The organism is Sphingopyxis sp., from assembly GCF_040216815.1.
In the GTDB taxonomy this organism is placed as follows: domain Bacteria; phylum Pseudomonadota; class Alphaproteobacteria; order Sphingomonadales; family Sphingomonadaceae; genus Sphingopyxis.
In genome coordinates, this window is sequence record NZ_JAVJOJ010000009.1 from 662,584 (window position 1) to 680,241 (window position 17,658).

14 protein-coding genes are annotated in these 17,658 nt (G+C 65.9%); 1 reads left to right on the forward strand and 13 read right to left on the reverse strand.

Annotated features, from left to right (window positions below):
• Window positions 1–57 precede the first annotated feature (57 nt).
• Together RIA72_RS13695 and argH are read right to left on the reverse strand one after the other, a co-directional pair.
• Window positions 58–309 (reverse strand): hypothetical protein, encoded by a 252-nt coding sequence (locus RIA72_RS13695; RefSeq protein WP_350032612.1) that lies wholly within the window; start codon window positions 307–309, stop codon window positions 58–60.
• Window positions 309–1,712: an argininosuccinate lyase gene (argH, locus tag RIA72_RS13700; RefSeq protein WP_350032613.1), complete on the reverse strand. Its 1,404-nt coding sequence runs from the start codon at window positions 1,710–1,712 to the stop codon at window positions 309–311. The genes RIA72_RS13695 and argH overlap by 1 nt, the downstream gene beginning before the upstream one ends.
• Between argH and RIA72_RS13705 the strand changes: the two genes are divergently transcribed.
• A complete protein-coding gene (locus RIA72_RS13705) occupies window positions 1,684–2,307 on the forward strand; it encodes a TlpA family protein disulfide reductase (protein ID WP_350032614.1) in 624 nt (207 codons plus the stop codon). The two genes, argH and RIA72_RS13705, sit on opposite strands and share 29 nt — an antisense overlap.
• Before the next feature lie 171 nt (window positions 2,308–2,478).
• On the opposite strand, the gene RIA72_RS13710 is transcribed toward RIA72_RS13705, so the two are convergent.
• From RIA72_RS13710 to zwf, 11 genes are all read right to left on the reverse strand, one after another.
• Complete coding sequence (locus RIA72_RS13710) at window positions 2,479–2,817, reverse strand: hypothetical protein (protein ID WP_350032615.1); 339 nt, start codon at window positions 2,815–2,817, stop codon at window positions 2,479–2,481.
• A 116-nt stretch (window positions 2,818–2,933) separates the two neighbouring features.
• Window positions 2,934–3,935, reverse strand: coding sequence for an NAD(P)H-dependent glycerol-3-phosphate dehydrogenase (locus tag RIA72_RS13715; protein ID WP_350032616.1), 1,002 nt, complete (start codon window positions 3,933–3,935; stop codon window positions 2,934–2,936).
• A gap of 101 nt (window positions 3,936–4,036) precedes the next feature.
• Complete coding sequence (locus tag RIA72_RS13720; protein ID WP_350032617.1) at window positions 4,037–4,972, reverse strand: alpha/beta fold hydrolase; 936 nt, start codon at window positions 4,970–4,972, stop codon at window positions 4,037–4,039.
• A 148-nt stretch (window positions 4,973–5,120) separates the two neighbouring features.
• Window positions 5,121–5,975, reverse strand: coding sequence for an alpha/beta hydrolase (locus RIA72_RS13725; protein WP_350032618.1), 855 nt, complete (start codon window positions 5,973–5,975; stop codon window positions 5,121–5,123).
• A gap of 2 nt (window positions 5,976–5,977) precedes the next feature.
• Window positions 5,978–7,426 carry a DUF3336 domain-containing protein gene (locus RIA72_RS13730; RefSeq protein ID WP_350032619.1) on the reverse strand — a complete coding sequence of 483 codons (1,449 nt, stop codon included), beginning with the start codon at window positions 7,424–7,426 and terminating at the stop codon, window positions 5,978–5,980.
• Window positions 7,427–7,449: 23 nt separating this feature from the next.
• The gene (locus tag RIA72_RS13735) at window positions 7,450–9,132 is read right to left on the reverse strand and encodes a wax ester/triacylglycerol synthase family O-acyltransferase (RefSeq protein ID WP_350032620.1); all 1,683 of its coding nucleotides are present in this window, start codon (window positions 9,130–9,132) and stop codon (window positions 7,450–7,452) included.
• Between the two features lie 123 nt (window positions 9,133–9,255).
• On the reverse strand, window positions 9,256–11,595 hold the full coding sequence (locus RIA72_RS13740) for a glycerol-3-phosphate 1-O-acyltransferase (RefSeq protein ID WP_350032621.1): 2,340 nt from the start codon (window positions 11,593–11,595) through the stop codon (window positions 9,256–9,258).
• 108 nt (window positions 11,596–11,703) lie between these two features.
• Window positions 11,704–13,269, reverse strand: coding sequence for an HAD-IB family hydrolase (locus RIA72_RS13745; RefSeq protein ID WP_350032622.1), 1,566 nt, complete (start codon window positions 13,267–13,269; stop codon window positions 11,704–11,706).
• Between the two features lie 134 nt (window positions 13,270–13,403).
• Entirely contained in the window at window positions 13,404–14,030 is a 627-nt protein-coding gene (eda, locus tag RIA72_RS13750) for a bifunctional 4-hydroxy-2-oxoglutarate aldolase/2-dehydro-3-deoxy-phosphogluconate aldolase (protein ID WP_350032623.1), read from the reverse strand.
• A gap of 90 nt (window positions 14,031–14,120) precedes the next feature.
• Entirely contained in the window at window positions 14,121–15,962 is a 1,842-nt protein-coding gene (gene edd / locus RIA72_RS13755) for a phosphogluconate dehydratase (protein ID WP_350032624.1), read from the reverse strand.
• Window positions 15,963–16,073: 111 nt separating this feature from the next.
• On the reverse strand, window positions 16,074–17,537 hold the full coding sequence (gene zwf, locus RIA72_RS13760) for a glucose-6-phosphate dehydrogenase (protein ID WP_350032625.1): 1,464 nt from the start codon (window positions 17,535–17,537) through the stop codon (window positions 16,074–16,076).
• Between the last annotated feature and the right edge of the window lie 121 nt (window positions 17,538–17,658).

The following is a 17,658-nucleotide window of genomic DNA, read 5'->3' on the forward strand; positions in this document are numbered from 1 at the left end:
ACCGATGGGTGTCTCGACTTCGCTCGACACAAACGGACCAGATAAGTTCGGTTCGACTCAGCCCGGAGGCGGCAGGTCGAAATCGTCGGGTTCGCGTTGTTCGGACCGTTTGAGAAGTTCGTCGCTGCGCGCGGGCCGGGCCTGCGCGTCAGGCGTCGTGAGCTCCTCGGTAGTCGGGGCGCGGTCGGCGCCGACGGGAACGACGGGCGCCGGCTGGTTCGCCGGCGGCTTCAGATCTTCCTTTGCCCCGCACGCGCCGAGCAGCGCGGCGGCGGTCAGCGCGCAAAGGATGTGGTGGCGGTGCGGCATCAATCCTGTCCCTGCATCGCGGCGCGCGCCGCGGCGATGGCCTGCCTTACCCGTTCGGGCGCGGTCCCGCCATAGCTCATGCGGCTGGCGACCGACGCCTCGACGGTCAGCGCCGCGAGCACGCCCGGCGTCACCGCAGCGTGGATCGCAGCGGCGTCGGCGGCGGGCAGCGCGGGCAGTTCGACCCCCAGCTCCTCGGCGCGCTTGACGCAGGCGCCGACGACATGATGCGCCTCGCGGAACGGCAGCCCCGCCTCGCGCACCAGCCAGTCGGCCAGGTCGGTCGCGGTCGAATAACCCGATGCCGCGAGCGCGCGCATCCGGTCGGTGCGGAAGGTCAGGGTCTCGACCATGCCGGTCATTGCGGCAAGCGACAGCGCGAGCGCGTCGAACGCGCCGAACAGCGTTTCCTTGTCGTCCTGAAGATCCTTGGAATAGGTGAGCGGCAGGCCCTTTACGATCACCGCAAGGCGCTGGAACGCGCCGAGCAGCATCCCCGCGCGCCCGCGCACCAGTTCGGCGGCGTCGGGGTTACGCTTTTGCGGCATGATCGAGCTGCCCGTCGACCAGGCGTCGGGCAAGGCGACGAAGCCGAAGGGCTGGCTGGCCCAGATGACGATTTCTTCGGCAAGGCGCGACAGGTGGATCGCGGCGATCGACGCGGCCGCGCAGAATTCGAGCGCGAAGTCGCGGTCCGACACCGCGTCGATGCTGTTCGCCATCGGACGGTCGAAACCGAGCGCCGATGCCGTTGCGTCGCGGTCGAGCGGGAAGCTGGTCCCCGCAAGCGCCGCGGCGCCCAGCGGCGATTCATTGAGACGGCGGCGCGCGTCGGCGAAGCGCGAGCGGTCGCGGCCCAGCATTTCGACATAGGCAAGCAGGTGGTGGCCGAGCGTCACCGGCTGAGCGACCTGAAGATGCGTGAAGCCCGGCATGATGCTGCCCGCATGTTCCTCGGCGCGCGCGAGCAGCGCCGTCTGCATCGCAGCGAGCCCGGCGTCGATCCGGTCGCACGCGGTCCGCGTCCACAGGCGGAAATCGGTCGCGACCTGGTCGTTGCGCGAGCGCGCGGTGTGCAGCCGCCCGGCGGCGTCGCCGATCAGCGCCTTCAGCCGCGCCTCGACGGTCATGTGGATGTCCTCGAGCGCAAGGTCGACCGGCACCCCATCGCGAGCGAACTCTTCGGCGATCCGGGCAAGGCCGCGGTCGATCGCCGCCGCATCGTCCGCCGCGATAATTCCGCACGCACCGAGCATCGCGGCGTGCGCGCGGCTGGCGGTGATATCTTCTTCCCACAATCGCTTGTCGATCGGGATCGACGCGTTAATCTCTTGCATGATCGCCGCTGGACCGCCACCGAAGCGGCCGCCCCACATGCTATTGCTGTCCGGAGTATTCGCCATCCGCCGCATTCCAAATCCGTCGCTGTTGATCCTTGCCGTGCTGCTGGCCGGATCGGTCGCGGGCTGCGATAGGGAAAAGGCGGGCGGCGGGCAAGCGCAGCAAGGCCAAGCAAATGTTTCGGCGGGCCAAGCGAAGGGTATCGGCGAATTCGAATATATCGTCGAGCGCAGCCACAAGGGCGCGGCGGCGCCGACGGCGGCCTTTACCGGCCCCGACGACACGCCTGTGACGCTCGCGGCCTTTCGTGGGAAGCCGTTGCTCGTCAATTTGTGGGCGACCTGGTGCGCACCGTGCATCGCCGAAATGCCGACGCTCGATGCCTTGGCAGCTGCGCGCGGCGAGGCGATACATGTGATCGCGGTCGCGCAGGACCTGCAGGGTGCCGAGGTCGTCGACCCATGGTTCCAGAAGGCCGGACTGAAAGCGCTTCAACCCTATCTCGATCCCGAAAACGGCCTGCTCGACGCCGCGAACAGCGCGCTGCCGACGAGCATCTATTACGACGCCGAGGGGCGCGAAATGTGGCGTGTGATCGGTGCGATCGACTGGCAGGGGGATGAAGCGAAAGCGTTGCTGGCGGAGGGCGGGGTTTAGTTTATCCGTCGCCCCCGCGAAGGCGGGGGCCGCCAGCAGCCTTCCCCGGCGTCGCTGCGTAAACCGACAGCGGCCCCCGCCTTCGCGGGGGCGACGAAACACGAAAGGACGGACGCCCCATGACGTCCGCCCTTCCCTGCGACCCGGGAAGCGCCCAGGATTGGGTGCGGCTTATCCCCCGACCGTCACGCGGCCGGCGCGATAGCCCTTCTTGCGCATTTCCTTCACATAATCCTTGTCGGCATCGACCACCTCTGTCGACCATTCGTCCCATGCGTCCCAGCGATCCTCGCGGTCGGTCGCGCGGCGAAGGTCGCTCACCAGTTCCTTTTCAGCCTCCAAGATGTCGGCCTGATAGTTGAACCAATATTGATTCTCGATCCCCGCGATCGGCGCCGTGCGGATCTGCGGGGCGTCAAAGCCCGGCGGCATCCGGTCATAGGGAACCGCTGCCACCGCGACGGTGGCGGGGAGAGCCGCGAGCGCGGTAAAGATCATCCATTTTTTCATTATCCGTCTCCTTCTGGACCTGTCCGACAGAAGCACAACGAAACAGGACCGGCTTTTCTTCCCTGCCGGTCGGCAAAAAAGAACGGGTGGCGGCGGACTTGCGAATATGCGCCGCGTCAGCCGGGATGCGCCTCGTCGCCGACGCTCGATTTGAGCAGCCCGCGAAAAACGTCGAGCGCGGTGCGTTTGCCCTGCGTCACGTCGAACACGTCGCGCGCGATCGGCATCGCGATGCCGTACTGCTCGGCGAGTGCAATCACCGTCGGCGCGCTTTTGACGCCCTCGGCCACCATGTTCATGCCCGCGATGATCTCGTCGATCGGGCGACCCTTGCCGAGTTCGACCCCGACGTGGCGGTTGCGCGACAGCGGGCTGGTGCAGGTGGCGATAAGGTCGCCCATCCCGGTGAGCCCGGCAAAGGTTTCGGGGCGTCCCCCCATCGCCACCCCCAGCCGTGTGATCTCGGCCAGCCCGCGCGTCATCAGGCCCGCGCGCGTGTTGTCGCCCGCGCCGAGGCCGTCGCCCATGCCGACCGCGATCGCGATGATATTCTTGAGCACCCCGCCAAGCTCGCAGCCCAAAAGATCGGTGTTGGTATAGACGCGGAACAGCCCCGAATGAAACAGCGGCTGGAGCGCGCGGACGACGATCTCGTCCGCCATCGAAAGCACACTCGCCGCCGCCTGCCCCGACATGATTTCGCGCGCGAGGTTCGGCCCGGTGAGCACGCCGACCGGGTGGCCGGGCAGCACATCCTCGATGAGTTCGGTCATGCGCTTGCCCGACGCAAGTTCGAGCCCTTTCGTCAGGCTGATGACGGGCACCCAGGGGCGAAGATGGTGCCGCGCCTCCTCGAGTACGCTGCGAAAGCTGTGCGAGGGGACGGCCATGACGAGCACGTCGGCGCCCGCGACCGCCTCGCCCAGATCGCCCGTTGCACGAAGCGCCAACGGAAGGCGGATGCCGGACAGATATTTGCGGTTCTCATGATCGCGGTTGATGCTGCCCACCGTTTCGGCGTCGCGCGCCCACAGCGTGATCGGCGCATTGCGCGACACCACTGCGGCAACCGTCGTCCCCCAACTGCCCCCGCCGAGCAGGCCCACTTTGAGGCGCATATGTCTCTCCCGCTGTTTTGAAAGGAGAGTGGCGCGCGATCGGGGGGTTGGCAAGGTGGGGAAACCATCTGTGACCCCAGCGAAGGCCGGGATGACGACGTTCAGGGATGCTCCGCCAGAAAGGCGCGCTGGATTTGGGCTGTCGCCTTTGGATCTTCGATCATCGGGACGTGGGCGACATGTTCGAAGATATGCGCGCGGCTGTTCGCGATGCCGCTTTCGAGCACCGCGACGCAGCTGACGTCGATCAGCTTGTCGTGACGGCCCCAGAGGATCAGCGTCGGCACCGTCACCTTGCCAAGTTCGTCATTGAGCGGCGCCTGCTCCATCTCGTCGGCGATGACCCAGAAAATCTTGTCGAGCAAGTCGCGGTGGCGCAGCGCGTCGGCGTAGATCACCGGCTTCAGCCGCGCGGGCACATAGGCCGGCTTGCGCACGACGAAAGCGATCAGCCGGTCGGCGTCGTCGAGGTTCGCGAGCACGAGCGGGTTATAGTCGCGGTCGGCCGCCAGCTTTTGCAACTCGCTCTGGTCCGCGCCGAGCACGCCCGCATTGTTCATCAGGGTCAGCGTGCGCAGCCGGTCCGGATAATCGATCGCAAAGCGCAGCGCGATCCAGCCGCCCATGCTGTTGCCGCCCAGATGCGGGCGCTCGATCCCCAGCGCACCCAGAAAGGCCTTCAGCCGCGCCGCCTGGCTCGCAACGTCGAAGGGCAGTTCGCCGTCGCGGTCATTCTCCCCGAACCCCGGCAGGTCGGGAGCGATCAGCCGGTAATCCTTCGTCAGCCACGGCGCGTAGAAGGTCCAGTGATCCTTGTCGGCGCCGAAGCCGTGGACCATCACGAGCGCGGGTTTCGACGGATCGCCGCCCTCGAGATAGGGCCAGCTGCAGCCGTCGACCACGACCGTCCTGCGCACGACCCGCGCACGGCGCCGCATGGCCCAGCGCATCATCTGCACCAGCTGTTCGGGGAAGAAAAAATAGAGAAGCGCAAGCGCGATGAGCGGTGCAAAGAGGAGGATGAGAAGGATTTTCATGGCGTCTCCTTAGCCCCTCCCCTTTAGGGGAGGGGTTGGGGTGGGGGCTGTCGAGGTTGCGCGAGGCCGTTTGCCCCCCACCCCGCTCGACTAAAGGCCCGGCCATGCCGGACCAAGTCTCTCTGCCTCTCCCCTGAAGGGGAGGGCGTTATAATTGTGGCGCCACATGCGTGTCGAACCAGCCGATCAGATCATCAAGCACGGCATCCCGTTCGGGCTCGTTATAGATTTCGTGGAAAAGCCCCGGATAAATTTCGAGCCTTTTGTCCGTCGATGCGACATGGTCGAACAGGTAGCGCGACCCTGCGGGGGCGGTCAGCCGGTCGGCCTCGCCATGCTGGATCAGGATGGGCAGGCGAATTTTCGGCGCGCCCGCCTGCGCCGCGGCCATTGCGTCCATGAACTCCTGCCCCAATCGCGCCCCGATCTTGCCGCCATAGACGAGCGGGTCGGCGCGGTAGGCGGCAACCACCGCCGGATCGCGGCTGACGCCGTTCGCATCGAGCGACAGCACGCCGAGGCGCGGGAAGAAGCGCGACAGAAAGCGGCTGATCCAGATCGTGACGCGCGATGGCGGCTCGGCGGGCACGATCGCCGGACCCGAAAGCGCCGCGGCGACGAACGCCTGCTGCCGCTCGATCAGGAACAAGGTCGCGATAAGCCCGCCCATGCTGTGCCCGAGCAGCAGGCGCGGGGTGTCGCCATGGTTGATTTCGACGAGCGCGAGCAGTTCCGCCATGCCGTCGAGATAGGCCGAGAAACGGGGGACATAGCCACCCTCTCCGTCCGACGCGCCATGGCCCCAATGGTCGACGGCGTAGACCGCATAACCCGCGTCGGTCAGCCTTTGCGCGGCATGGGCGTAGCGCCCGGCATGTTCGGCATAGCCGTGCGCGAGCAGCACCACCGCCTTGGGCAAGCCTTCGGGCAACCAATGGGTGACGTGGAGCCTTGCCCCGGCACCCGCGGACGCGGCGGGCAGGATCACCGCGCCGGCCGCCATGCCTAGCGCACCGCTTTCTTGAGCGCGGCGCTGCGGCGGCCGGGGCCGTCGTCGCCCGCCTTGTCGATCTTTGCCAATATCGCTTCGAGCGCGCGGCTGATCGCGGTCTGTGTGCGCACCATCTCGATCTTGGGCCAGGCGGTGCGCATCCCGGTGTCGATGAGCTCGTCGATGTCCTCCTGCCCGAGATCGGACAGAATCTTGGTCGGCGACCAGAATTTGGGCGGACGGATGATGTTGATGTCGCCCGTATATTCCTGATTGATCACCGATCGCGCCATATTCGCGATGCTGTTCAGCGGCGGGATCATTTCGAGCGGCTTCTGGAAAATCACCATATTGGCGTTGAGCCATGCCTTGAAGGTCGTCATCGACGCGTGGTGGATCGCCTCGATCGGCGCCATCTGCTTGCGCGTGTCGGTCGCAAAGGGCAGCGCGATCGGGTTCGCCTGGCTGACGATATGATGGTTGACGCCGTAAAGCCGTTCCAGCCGCTTGGTCGGAATGTCGTGCGTCACCGATCCGTCGACCCAGCGCCGGTCGGGCTGATAGGGGATCCGGTTTCCGTCATCGTCGCGCGCCATCAGCATCACCGGCGGAAAGACGCCGGGGACGGCGCACGACGCAAGCACCGCCTCGCGGATCAGAACATTGGGCGCGGTGATCGCGTTCAGGAGGCGGCCGTTCTGATGTTTTTCGGCCGGCGCAACCGAGACGTTGAGGTGGCGTCCGCTGACCTCATAGGCTTGCTGAAAGGTGAGATCGGGGATCAGGTCGGCGAGCCGGTCGCGCACCTCGTCCGACACCAGGCGGCGCCCGTCGGGATCGCGGTGCGGATTGGCAAGGCGATCGCTTTCGAGAAAGGCGCCGATGTCGCCGTCCTTGCGCGTGCACACAACCGCCGCGACGATCGACCCGCCGCTGGCGCCCGACATGATCGACGGCAGCACCCCTTCCGACCACAGCGCTTTGACGACGCCGATATGGAAAAAGAGGAAGCTGCCCGATCCCGACAAAAGCAGCGCCGACCGGCCATAGCAATGTTGCGCGCGGCGGAAGAAGTCGCGCTTTTCCTCGCGGCCGATGCTGCGCGCGGCGGCGATCTTGTCGAGCGAGGCGACGACCTCCGCGACATAGGCCTCGACCAGCCTTTTTGTGCCGAACCGCGCCTTTTGATACAGCCGTTCGTGCCCCATGCCGTCGATATTGCCGTGAATCCCCTCGTTCAGAACGAAGAGCAGCCCCTTGACGTCGCCCGCCGCCGACAGCTTGCGCAGCTTTTCGAGGCGCGCGCGGATTGCCCGGTAATCGAAATGCTTGCTCTCGTCGGCGTCGCGCCACGCCTGCATTCCCGATTTCCGGTCATGCTGCTGCGCTGCCCTGGTCCAGGCGGCATAATCGGGCGCGATCGCAAGATCGCGGTCGGCGCTGAGCGTCGGGGTGAAAAGCATTCGGTAATCCTGCGAGAGCATGGTTATTTTTGCGGATTCTTGCCGGTTGCGTTGCCTTTGGCAACTGTTTTGACAGGCTCGTCGCCCCCGCGAAGGCGGGGGCCGTTGTCGCCCTTGCTCTTCGGCGCCGCGTAAACTTCCTGCGGCCCCCGCCTTCGCGGGGGCGACGATGAGGGCTTCTTCCTTCCTTTTGTCGCCGCTTTCGGTTTCGCCTTGGGCTTGCTTGCAGCTTTGGGCGCCGGCTTGGGTTTCGCCGCCGCTTTCGGCTTTGCCGTAACGGTTTCGGCCTTCTCCACCCTCGGCACCGCCGCCATCAGATCGGCGAAACTTTCGTCGATGCACGTCCGGAAAAAGGCGATGTCGGGCATGATGGCGCGTTCGGAAATCAGCGAGAAGGCGATGCGGCCATTATAGCTGGGCGTCGCCACGAACAGCCCCATATTGTTCGCGAGCGGCGCCATGCCGTGCTGTTGCACGAGCTGCGCGCCCGCCAGATAGAGCGGCACCTGCGCGCCGGGCACGTTCGAGATGAAGAGGTTCGTGCCCCGGACAGCGAAGCGTTCGCTGGTCAGGATGCGCGCGACCGCGGCCATCGTCGCGCCGGGAATATGCTGCGACAGGTCGGTCATGATCCGCGCGCTGACGCCGGCCTTTGCTTCCTTGGCCTCGAGAGTATAGTCGCGCACCGCCGCGAGCCGTTCGAGCGGGTCGGCGATGTCGGTGCGGATCGGCACGCTCATCGCCGATACCTGATTGCCGGGCGTCGCGGCCTTGCCACCCTTGCCGCGCAGGTTGATCGGCGCGACCGCGACCAGGCTCTCCTTCGGCAACTCCTTATGCTTCTGAAGATATTGGCGCAGCGCGCCGCCCACGGTCGTCAGCACGACGTCGTTGACCGTCGCGCCGGGCACTTTTTTCCGGATTTCGGACACGTCGGCGAGCGCCACCGTCGTCGCGTCGAACATCTTGTGCGGACCAACGGGAACGTTGAAGCGCGTTTCGGGAACCCCTGCGGTCATGCCGCCTTCGGCGATCGACTTGCGCGCGGACGAGATGATCGCGGGCGACATTTTCATCAGCGCGTTCATGAACTTGACCGGCGACTGCAGCGACGCCGACCAGGCGCGCGCAGCCGCATCGGCGGCGGAGGGCGGCTTGCCCAGCTCCTCGACCGGCGGCGGATCGGCGATTGCGGGCGTGCCCTTTGCGTCGATGTCGCTCATCGCGATAAAGGCGTGGGCGCCGGACGCGCCGTCAACCGCGGCATGATGGACGCGGTGGAGCATCGCAAAGCTGCCCTTCGGAATGCCGGGGATGCGGTCGAGCCCCTCGATGACATAGATGTCCCAGAGCGGGCGGTTCATATCCATCGGCTTGGAAAACCAGCGCGCGACCGCAATGCAGAATTGCCGCCAGTCGCCGGGTTCGGGCAGGCGCGCGTGGCTCATATGCGCCTCGATATCGAAATGCTCGTCCTCGACCCAATAGGGATGGTCGATGTCGAACGGCAGGCGGTGGAGGCGGCGCTTGAACAGCGGCGAGGTGTCGACGCGGCTTTCGACGTGGGCGATGATGTCCTTGAACCGCACGAAGCCGCCCGGCGCGGTCGAGGGGTCATAGATATAGACCCCCATGATGTGCGTCAGATTGTTCGCGGTCTGCGTATAGAGGAACTGGGCATCCTGCGCGCTGAGCTGTTTGAGCATGTTAGGTTCCTTTGAAAGCAAACCTGCCGTCATCCCGGCGAAGGCCGGGATCTCGCCGGTGCGTTATACATCGCGGTCGAGATCCCGGCCTTCGCCGGGATGACGAAGAAGATAGGCACGAGTTCAATCCCCGACCCCCACCAACCGATCCGCCAGCGCCACCGCCGACAGCCGCATCGTCTCCATGACGTTGGCGAGGCCGCGCAATTCCATCAGCAGCGCGCGGCGCGCCGCGAGATTGTCCGGCGTCGCCGCCTGCGCCAGCCCCATATGCCGCATCAAGGCAAGCCCATTGGCAAAAAGCAGCTTGCCGATCGCCGCCTCGCTGCTGATCCGGCGGAGCAGCCAGGCCTGCCGTCCCTCCACAAGCGCCGCGTCGAGCAGCGCCTTTTCGTCGACGGCGTCGCCGGGTTTTGCGCGCGCGAGCTGCTCGGCGACGACCGAATAGGCCTCGATGAAAGGAAGCAGGATCGCGTGGCCGACGACCGGCTGGCAACGGCGCAGCAGCTGGGCGATACCCCGGTCGCCGCTCGCCAGGCGGCGGTCCCAGAGGGGATCGATTCGCGCCAGTTCGGCCTCGACCGCGGCGCGATGCTCGTCGCGCGGCGGATAGAAAAATTCGAACTTGAAGAGGTCGCGAAGGCGGTCGATCCGTCCCCAGAAGGCCGCGGTGGCATCGCCGCTGTCGGTATCGCGCAGCTCGAACAGCGCAAGCTCGATCATCGCCCGATCGAGGAAATGATGCGCAATGATGTTGCGGTAATAGCTTGCGATCGGATGCTTGGCGGGATCGATCGAATAGATCGTATCACTGCCCGCCGTATAGCGCGCGAGCAGCCCGCTGGCGACGAGCGTGTCGACGGTCGCCGACAGCGCGGCCTCGTCGCCGCTTGCGAGCTCCTTGCTCAGCCTGATGCCGCGCGCGCGCGCCCAGTCGGCGACCACGGCGATCGCGCCGAGCAATTCGGCCGCCGTCGCACCGCGCGGCGCCATGCCGAGCAGGATCAGGCACGTCACCGAGGTGACGGTGAGCGGCGTGACGCGGTTCGCCTCGACCGCGACAGCAAAAGCGACCTTTTCCAGCGCGCGCCGGTCGTCGGGACCGGGCGCCGCGTCGATGACGACCGGATCGCCGATGTCGAGGCGGATACGCCCCGACGGTTCCTTCAGGCTTTTCATATAGCCGATGAACCACGACAGACTTTCGGGCTTCTTCGTCCGCCCGGTCTGTTCGGCGGCATATTCCTCGACATCGCGGATGAGGTCGAAGCTGGTGACAAAGGGCACGAAATGCACGCCCTGCGTCCCCGTCGCGTGCGCCGCGTCGAGGACATATTTCATCAGGCCATATTTCGGCGGCATCAGCTTGCCGAGGCGCGAGCGCGTCCCCTCGAACGCCCAGCTCAAGGGAAAACGCTTTGCCAGCAGCCAGGCGATATAGTGGCGCAGCACCAGCTTGTAGACCGGCTGGTCCTGAAAGCTGCGCCGGATGAAAATCATCCCCGACCGGCGGAAAAATTCGCCCATCACCGCAAAGTCCAGGTTCGCCCCGCCGAAACTGTGCAGCATCGGCAGGTCGTTTTCATAGGCAAGACGGCTGGGCGTCGCGCCATCGATATAGGTTTTGTGCGTGAACAGGATGCAGGTGGGATGTTCGCGCAAAATGCTCCGCAGCTTTGCGAGTTCGGCGGCGTCGAACTCCATTTCGGGCGCGTAGCCGCCGAACATCATGCGGTCGAGCCGCGCACGAAGATCGAGGAACAACGCCGAGGGCCGCGCGATCACCTCCTTCATCAACGGGCGCGCTTCGCGGAACAGGTCGGCGACGGGCCGGCCGGCCTGCTCGGCCAGTTCGGCGAGCGCGGCGCGGAACTTGGGGCTGGTGCGCAGCCCGTCGGCGACGAAGCGCGGCACCTTGTACCGCGTTCCCCGAACGCCGCGTTCGGCAACATCGAGCGCAAGCGCCGCCTGCCGCGCGACGAAACGCGCAAATTCGGCGCTGCCCTCTCCCTCGCCGTCGCCCCCGCCCGTCTGCGTACAAAAGCGGGTGCGCAGCGTATCGAGCGTCGCCGCCTCCCCCATCAATATCTGCGCGCGGCGTCGGTCGCGCAGGAGAATCGCCCGCGCGCGGAGCGAACCGGGATGGCGCGGATCGCCGAACAGAAGATGCCGGAATTTGAGCGCGCGCCCCCGCTCGAAGCCGGGAATACGCCACGCGACGCGCAGCGGCACGACAAGACGCGACGGCGTCGCCCCGAGGCGCGCTTGCAGCGCCTCGACGTGCAGCGCATGGTCGCCATCCTCGATATCGAGACTTGCCCAGGCGGGTTTCCCGTCGCCGCTCGTTGCATGAATCCAGTCGAGGAGGATGCGGCGTTCGACACCATTGCGCGCGTCGATGATGTAAAGCCGGTCGGCCGCGTCTTCCGCCACGAGTGTGGTGCGGGGCGTACCGTCGGCCACCAACTAAACCGCCGTCATTGCGAGGAGCGAAGCGACGCGGCAATCCAGCGTCGCGCAAAAGGTCCTGAATTGCGTCGCTTCGCTCGCAATGAGGAGGTGAAACATGGGCTAGGCCTTCTTTTCCTTTCGGGACGATGGCTTCTTCTTCGGCGCGGGCTTGTTCGCGGCCGCCTTCTTCGGCGCCTTTTCGGGCGCCGCCGCGGGTGAAGGCTCGGTGGCAACCGATTCCGCCACCGTCTCCTCCGGCTGTCCCAATGTGCGCAGGAACATGTTGCGCACGTCGCGGACATGCGCGTTCAGCGTCTTGACGCTCCATTTCGCCGTGTCGACCGGCGGCAGCACGGTGACGCGCACCGTCGCGGGGCGCATCACAAATTCGTTCTTGGGCGCGACATCGGTGGCGTTGTGGATGACGATGGGCACGATCGGCACGCCCGCCTGCATCGCGAGGTGAAAGGCGCCCTTCTTGAAGGGTTCGAGCTTCGGCGTCAGGCTGCGCGTTCCTTCGGGGGCGATGCAGATCGACTTGCCCTCTTCGCGGATCGCATCGACGAGCGGCTCCATCGCCTTGATCGCGCTCTTGCCGTCGGCGCGGTCGACGAAGACGGTGCCGCCCCATTCCATCAACTTGCCGAGGATGGGGATGTCCCGGATCTCCTTCTTCCCCACCCCGCCCATGTCGCGGCGGATGAGCTTGGCGAGGATCATCACATCGGCCTTGCTCTGGTGGTTGAAGATGAAGACGCACGGGCGCGACGACCAGAGGTGGCGCTCATCCTCGACCTCCAGCTCGACGCCGGTGATCGCGGTGGCGAAATCGCCGAACAGCCCCATCGAAAAATTGACCGCCTCGCGCTGCGACCTTGTGAGCGCCCAGATCGGCAGCCCGGCGGCAAAGGCGCCGAACAGCGAGCCGGTCGCATAGAGGGTGCGCGTATAATCGACCCAGCTCGGCGTGCCGCGGCTCGCGAAGCGCTGCACCGGCCAGCCGCGCTCGTCGGCGATGCCCTTCAGCTTCAGATTGGGGTTGAGCGGGCGCGGCTTGCCGACCCGTTCGAGCAGTTCGATGTCGTCGTCGCTGTCCGAATAGAAAAAGCTCTGGTCGAGATCGAGGCCGTACTCGGCCGCCAGTTCCTCGGCCGCGAGCACCTTGCCCTCGCCGAAGCACAGCGGACGGATGATTTCGCCGGTAAAGACGCCATCCTCAATCTCGTAGGACGAGCATTTGATGTCGGTGATGCCAAGGTCGCGTGCGGTCGGTTCGATCTGGTAGATCGTCGCCGACGAGATGATCGCCACGCGGTGGCCCTTCGCCTGATGCGCCTCGATAATCGCGCGCGTTTCCGGGTAAATCTTGCGCGCGATATGCTTTTTGTAGAGTTCCTCGCCAAAGTCGATAAAGCTTTGCTCGTCGACCCCCTTCATAAATTTGGCGGCGGCGGTCATCAGCCCCGAAAAGCCGATCTGGCCCAGGCTGTGCTGCGCGATCACCTGCGCGGTTTCGGCGATCTCCTCGACCGACATTTCGCGACGCTGGAATTTTTCGCGCAGCATCGCCGTGGCCGAATAGCCGGCGATGATCGTTCCATCGAAATCGAAGAGCGCGGCAATATGCGATCCGGGCTCGGACGCGAGCACTTCATCCAGATGCGGCTGCGGTCTTGGCACGCACATCTCCCCACCAGCGGCTTGACTGCCGCCTTTCCTGCACGATGGCAGGTAAGATGGGGTTAATCAATGGCGCGGAAGTGACTCTGCCATCACTAAAATTGTCCGTGTGTCCCCGCCTTCGCGGGGCACAGGGTATTTTACGCGCGCGTGGCGAGCCCCGCCGCTTCGCGTGCCAGCGCCTCGATCTTCACCGGATCGAGCGGGCCGGAGGGAACCACCCAGCTGCCGCCAACGCAAAGCACCGCATCGAGCGCGAGCCATTCGGGGGCGGTGGCGGGCGTGATGCCGCCGGTGGGGCAGAAGCGCGCCTGGCCAAAAGGGCCGGCGAGCGCTTTGAGCGCCGGGATACCGCCACTCGTCGCTGCCGGAAAGAATTTGAAGCGATCGAGCCCCAGGTCCATCCCGCGCATGATGTCGCCCGCATTGGCGGTGCCGGGAAGGAAGGGAATGCCGCTATCGACCGCGGCCTTGCCGAGATTGCCCGTAAGACCGGGCGAGACGATAAATTCGGCACCCGCATGGATCGCGCTGTTCAGCATCGCGGGGTTCAGCACCGTCCCCGCGCCCACGACCGCGCCCTTCACCGCCTTCATCGCCGTCAGCGCATCGAGCGCCGCGGGGGTGCGCAGCGTGACTTCGAGCACGGGCAGGCCGCCCGCGACGAGCGCCTCGGCCATCGGCACCGCATCCTCGACGCGGTCGATGACGATCACCGGGATGACGGGCGCGAGACGCATGATCTGGTCGATGGACTGGTCGGTCATTCTGTTTCCTTCGTCGCCCCCGCGAAGGCGGGGGCCGTTTAAGGGGTGGCGCACGGCCGATGGCGCCCCCCGCCTTCGCGGGGGCGACGGTTAAACGACTTGCTCCATCGCCGCCAGAATCGCCGACCCGCCCTTTTCGGCCTCATCCGCGTGGTGGCGAAAGAGCGCGAAGAGTTCGCGTCCGACGCCGAGTGCGGGCGGCGGGGCGGTCGCGGGGGTGCGCGCGGCCCATTCGGCCGCGTCGACCAGCGCGACAACCTCGCCCTTCACCGCGCAGACGCGCACCATGTCTCCGTCGCGAAGACAGGCAATCGGGCCTCTCACCCCGTCGGGGCCGGGCAGCGCTTCGGGCGACAGGTGGATAACCGCGGGCACCTTGCCGCTCGCCCCCGACATGCGCCCATCGGTGAGCAACGCGACGCGAAAGCCCTTGTCCTGCAACACGCCGAGCGCCGGGGTCAGCTTGTGCAATTCGGGCATACCGTTGGCGCGCGGCCCCTGAAAGCGGACGACGACGACAACGTCGCGCTCCAGTTCGCCCGCCTTGAACGCCGTGAGCACCTGATTCTGGTCGTCGAAGATCCGGCACGGCGCCTCGATCGTCCAGCGATCCTCCTCGACCGCGCTCGTCTTGATGATCGCGCGGCCGAGATTGCCCGCGAGCAGGCGCATCCCGCCGTCGGGCAGGAAGGGCGTGGCGACGGGGCGCAGCATCGCGTCGTCGCGCGTTTCGGCGGGTGCCGCCTGCCAGTGCAGTTCATCATCCACCAGCACGGGCTCGGAAGCATAGTCGGCCATCGTCCCGCCCACGGTCAGCACGTCGCCGTGGAGCAGCCCGGCATCCAGCAGTTCGCGCACGACAAAGCCGATACCCCCTGCGGCGTGGAAATGGTTCACGTCGCCCGCGCCGTTGGGATAGACGCGCGCGAGCAAAGGCACCGCGCGGCTCAGTTCATCGAAATCCTGCCAGTCGATGACGATCCCCGCCGCGCGCGCGATGGCGGGCAGGTGGATCGCATGATTGGTCGATCCGCCCGTCGCGAGCAGGCCGATCGCGGCGTTGACGATCGCCTTTTCGTCGATGCAGCGTGCCAGCGGACGATAATCGTCGCCGTCCCAGCCGATCGCGGCGATCCGGTGCGTCGCGGCGCGCGTCAGTTCCTGCCGCAGCTTGGTACCGGGATTGGTGAAGGCAGCGCCGGGGATGTGCAGCCCCATCAGCTCCATCATCATCTGGTTGCTGTTCGCGGTGCCGTAAAAGGTGCAGGTGCCCGCGCCGTGATAGCTTGCCGCCTCGGCTTCGAGCAGTTCGTCGCGCGTCGCCTTCCCCTCCGCGTAAAGCTGGCGCACGCGCTGCTTTTCCTTGTTCGCAAGACCCGAGGGCATCGGTCCCGCCGGGATCAGTATCTGCGGCAGATGGCCGAAGCGCAGCGCGCCGATCAGCAGCCCCGGCACGATCTTGTCGCAGATGCCGAGCAGCAGCGCCCCCTCGAACATCGCGTGGCTGAGCGCGATCACCGTCCCCTGCGCGATATTGTCGCGGCTGAACAGCGACAGGTCCATGCCGGCCTGCCCCTGCGTCACGCCGTCGCACATCGCGGGAACGCCGCCCGCGACCTGTGCGGTGACGCCGGCTTCGCGCGCGAACAGCTTGATCTGTTCGGGATAGCGGCCATAGGGCTGATGCGCCGAAAGCATGTCGTTATAGGCGGTGACGATGCCGATGTTCATCGCCGCGCCGGTGCGGATGACGGGCTTGTCGTCGCCCGCCGCGGCAAAGCCGTGCGCGAGATTGCCGCACGACAGATTGCCGCGATTGGTGCCGGCGTCGCGCTGGCGGTCCATCAGGTCGAGATAGGCGGCGCGGCGCTGCGCGCTGCGCGCGATGATGCGGTCGGTGACGGCGGCGATCGTGGGGTGGAGAGCGGTCATGGATATTTCCCGTCGCCCCCGCGAAGGCGGGGGCCGCTGGAGGGTCTATGCAGCGACGAAGGGTAAGGCCGACGGCGGCCCCCGCCTTCGCGGGGGCGACGTGTTATTTCTTCAATCATGCCAGCTTGCCCCGTCGCGTTCGATCAGCGCGATCGCGCTCGACGGGCCCCAGCTTCCGGCGGTGTAGCTTTGCGGTGCCATGTCGACGGTCGCCCATGCGTCGCGGATCGAATCGATCCATTCCCACTGCGCCTCGACCTCGTCGCGGCGCACGAAGAGCGTCTGGTCGCCCTCGATGAAATCGAGCAGCAGGCGTTCATAGGCGATGCGACGCCGCTCGCCCGCGAAGCTGTGCGAGAGCGAGACGTCGAGCGTCACTTCCTTCAGCTTCACCCCGTCGCGGTCGAGCCCCGGCTGCTTTGCCATCACCTTGACCCGGATATTTTCCTCGGGCTGCAGATTGATGATCATCATATTGGCATCGAGCTTGCCCGCGCCGACCCGCGCGAAGATATTGTGCGGCACCGGCCGGAACTGAATGAGCACCTCCGACTTGCGCTGCGGCATCCGTTTGCCGGTGCGCAGGTAAAAGGGCACGCCCTTCCACCGCCAATTGTCGATAAAGGCCTTCAGCGCGACGAAGGTTTCGGTGTTCGAGGGATTGCCGAGTTCGTCGGCATAGCCCGCGACCGCGGCGCCGTTCACCGCGCCGCTTGCATATTGGCCCTTGACGCTGTGCGCCTTGACATCCTCGGCGCTCATCTTGCGCAAAGACCGCAGCAGCTTGACCTTTTCGTCGCGCACCGCGGTCGACGACACGCTCGACGGCGGCTCCATCGCGATGATCGCAAGCAGCTGGAGCATATGGTTCTGCACCATGTCCTTCAATGCCCCGACACCGTCATAATAGGAAACGCGGCCCTCGAGCCCCACCGTCTCCGCGACGGTGATCTGGACATGGTCGATCGCCTGCGCGTTCCACAAAGGCTCGAACAGCATATTGGCAAAGCGCAGCGCGAGCAGGTTCTGCACCGTTTCCTTGCCCAGATAATGGTCGATGCGGAACACGCGGTCCTCGGCAAAGGCATCGCCAACCTCGGCATTCACCTCGCGCGACGAGGCAAGGTCGTGGCCGATCGGCTTTTCCATCGCGATGCGGCATTCGGTGCAGGCGATGTTCGCGGCCTTGAGGCCCTGCGCGATCGGGCCGAACATCGACGGCGGGGTCGAAAGATAGACGCCGATCGGACGCGCCATGCGGTCGCCGAGCAGCGCCGCGAGTTCGTCGTATCCGGTGCCCGCACCCGCATCGATCGCACAATAATCGATGCGCGCGAGAAAGCTGTCGACGACCCCGTCCTCGATCCGGTCGTCAGGCAAATGCTCGGTCAGTGCGTCCCTGACCTGCGCGCGAAACGCGTCGCGATCGATCGCCGACCGCCCCGATCCGACGATCGTGAGCGTATCGGCGAGCAGCGCGTCCATGTGGAGGTTGTAGAGCGAGGGGAAGAGCATACGATGGGCGAGATCGCCCGTCGCTCCGAACAACACCAATGTTTCGACCTTGACGCTCACATTCGTCCCCTTGGATAGCAGGCAGAGAATTGGAGGATGCGCCCCGCGAATGCAACGCGCATACGTAAGCCGCACCGCATCACGTCATCCCGGCGAAGGCCGGGATCTCACCGTTGCCATC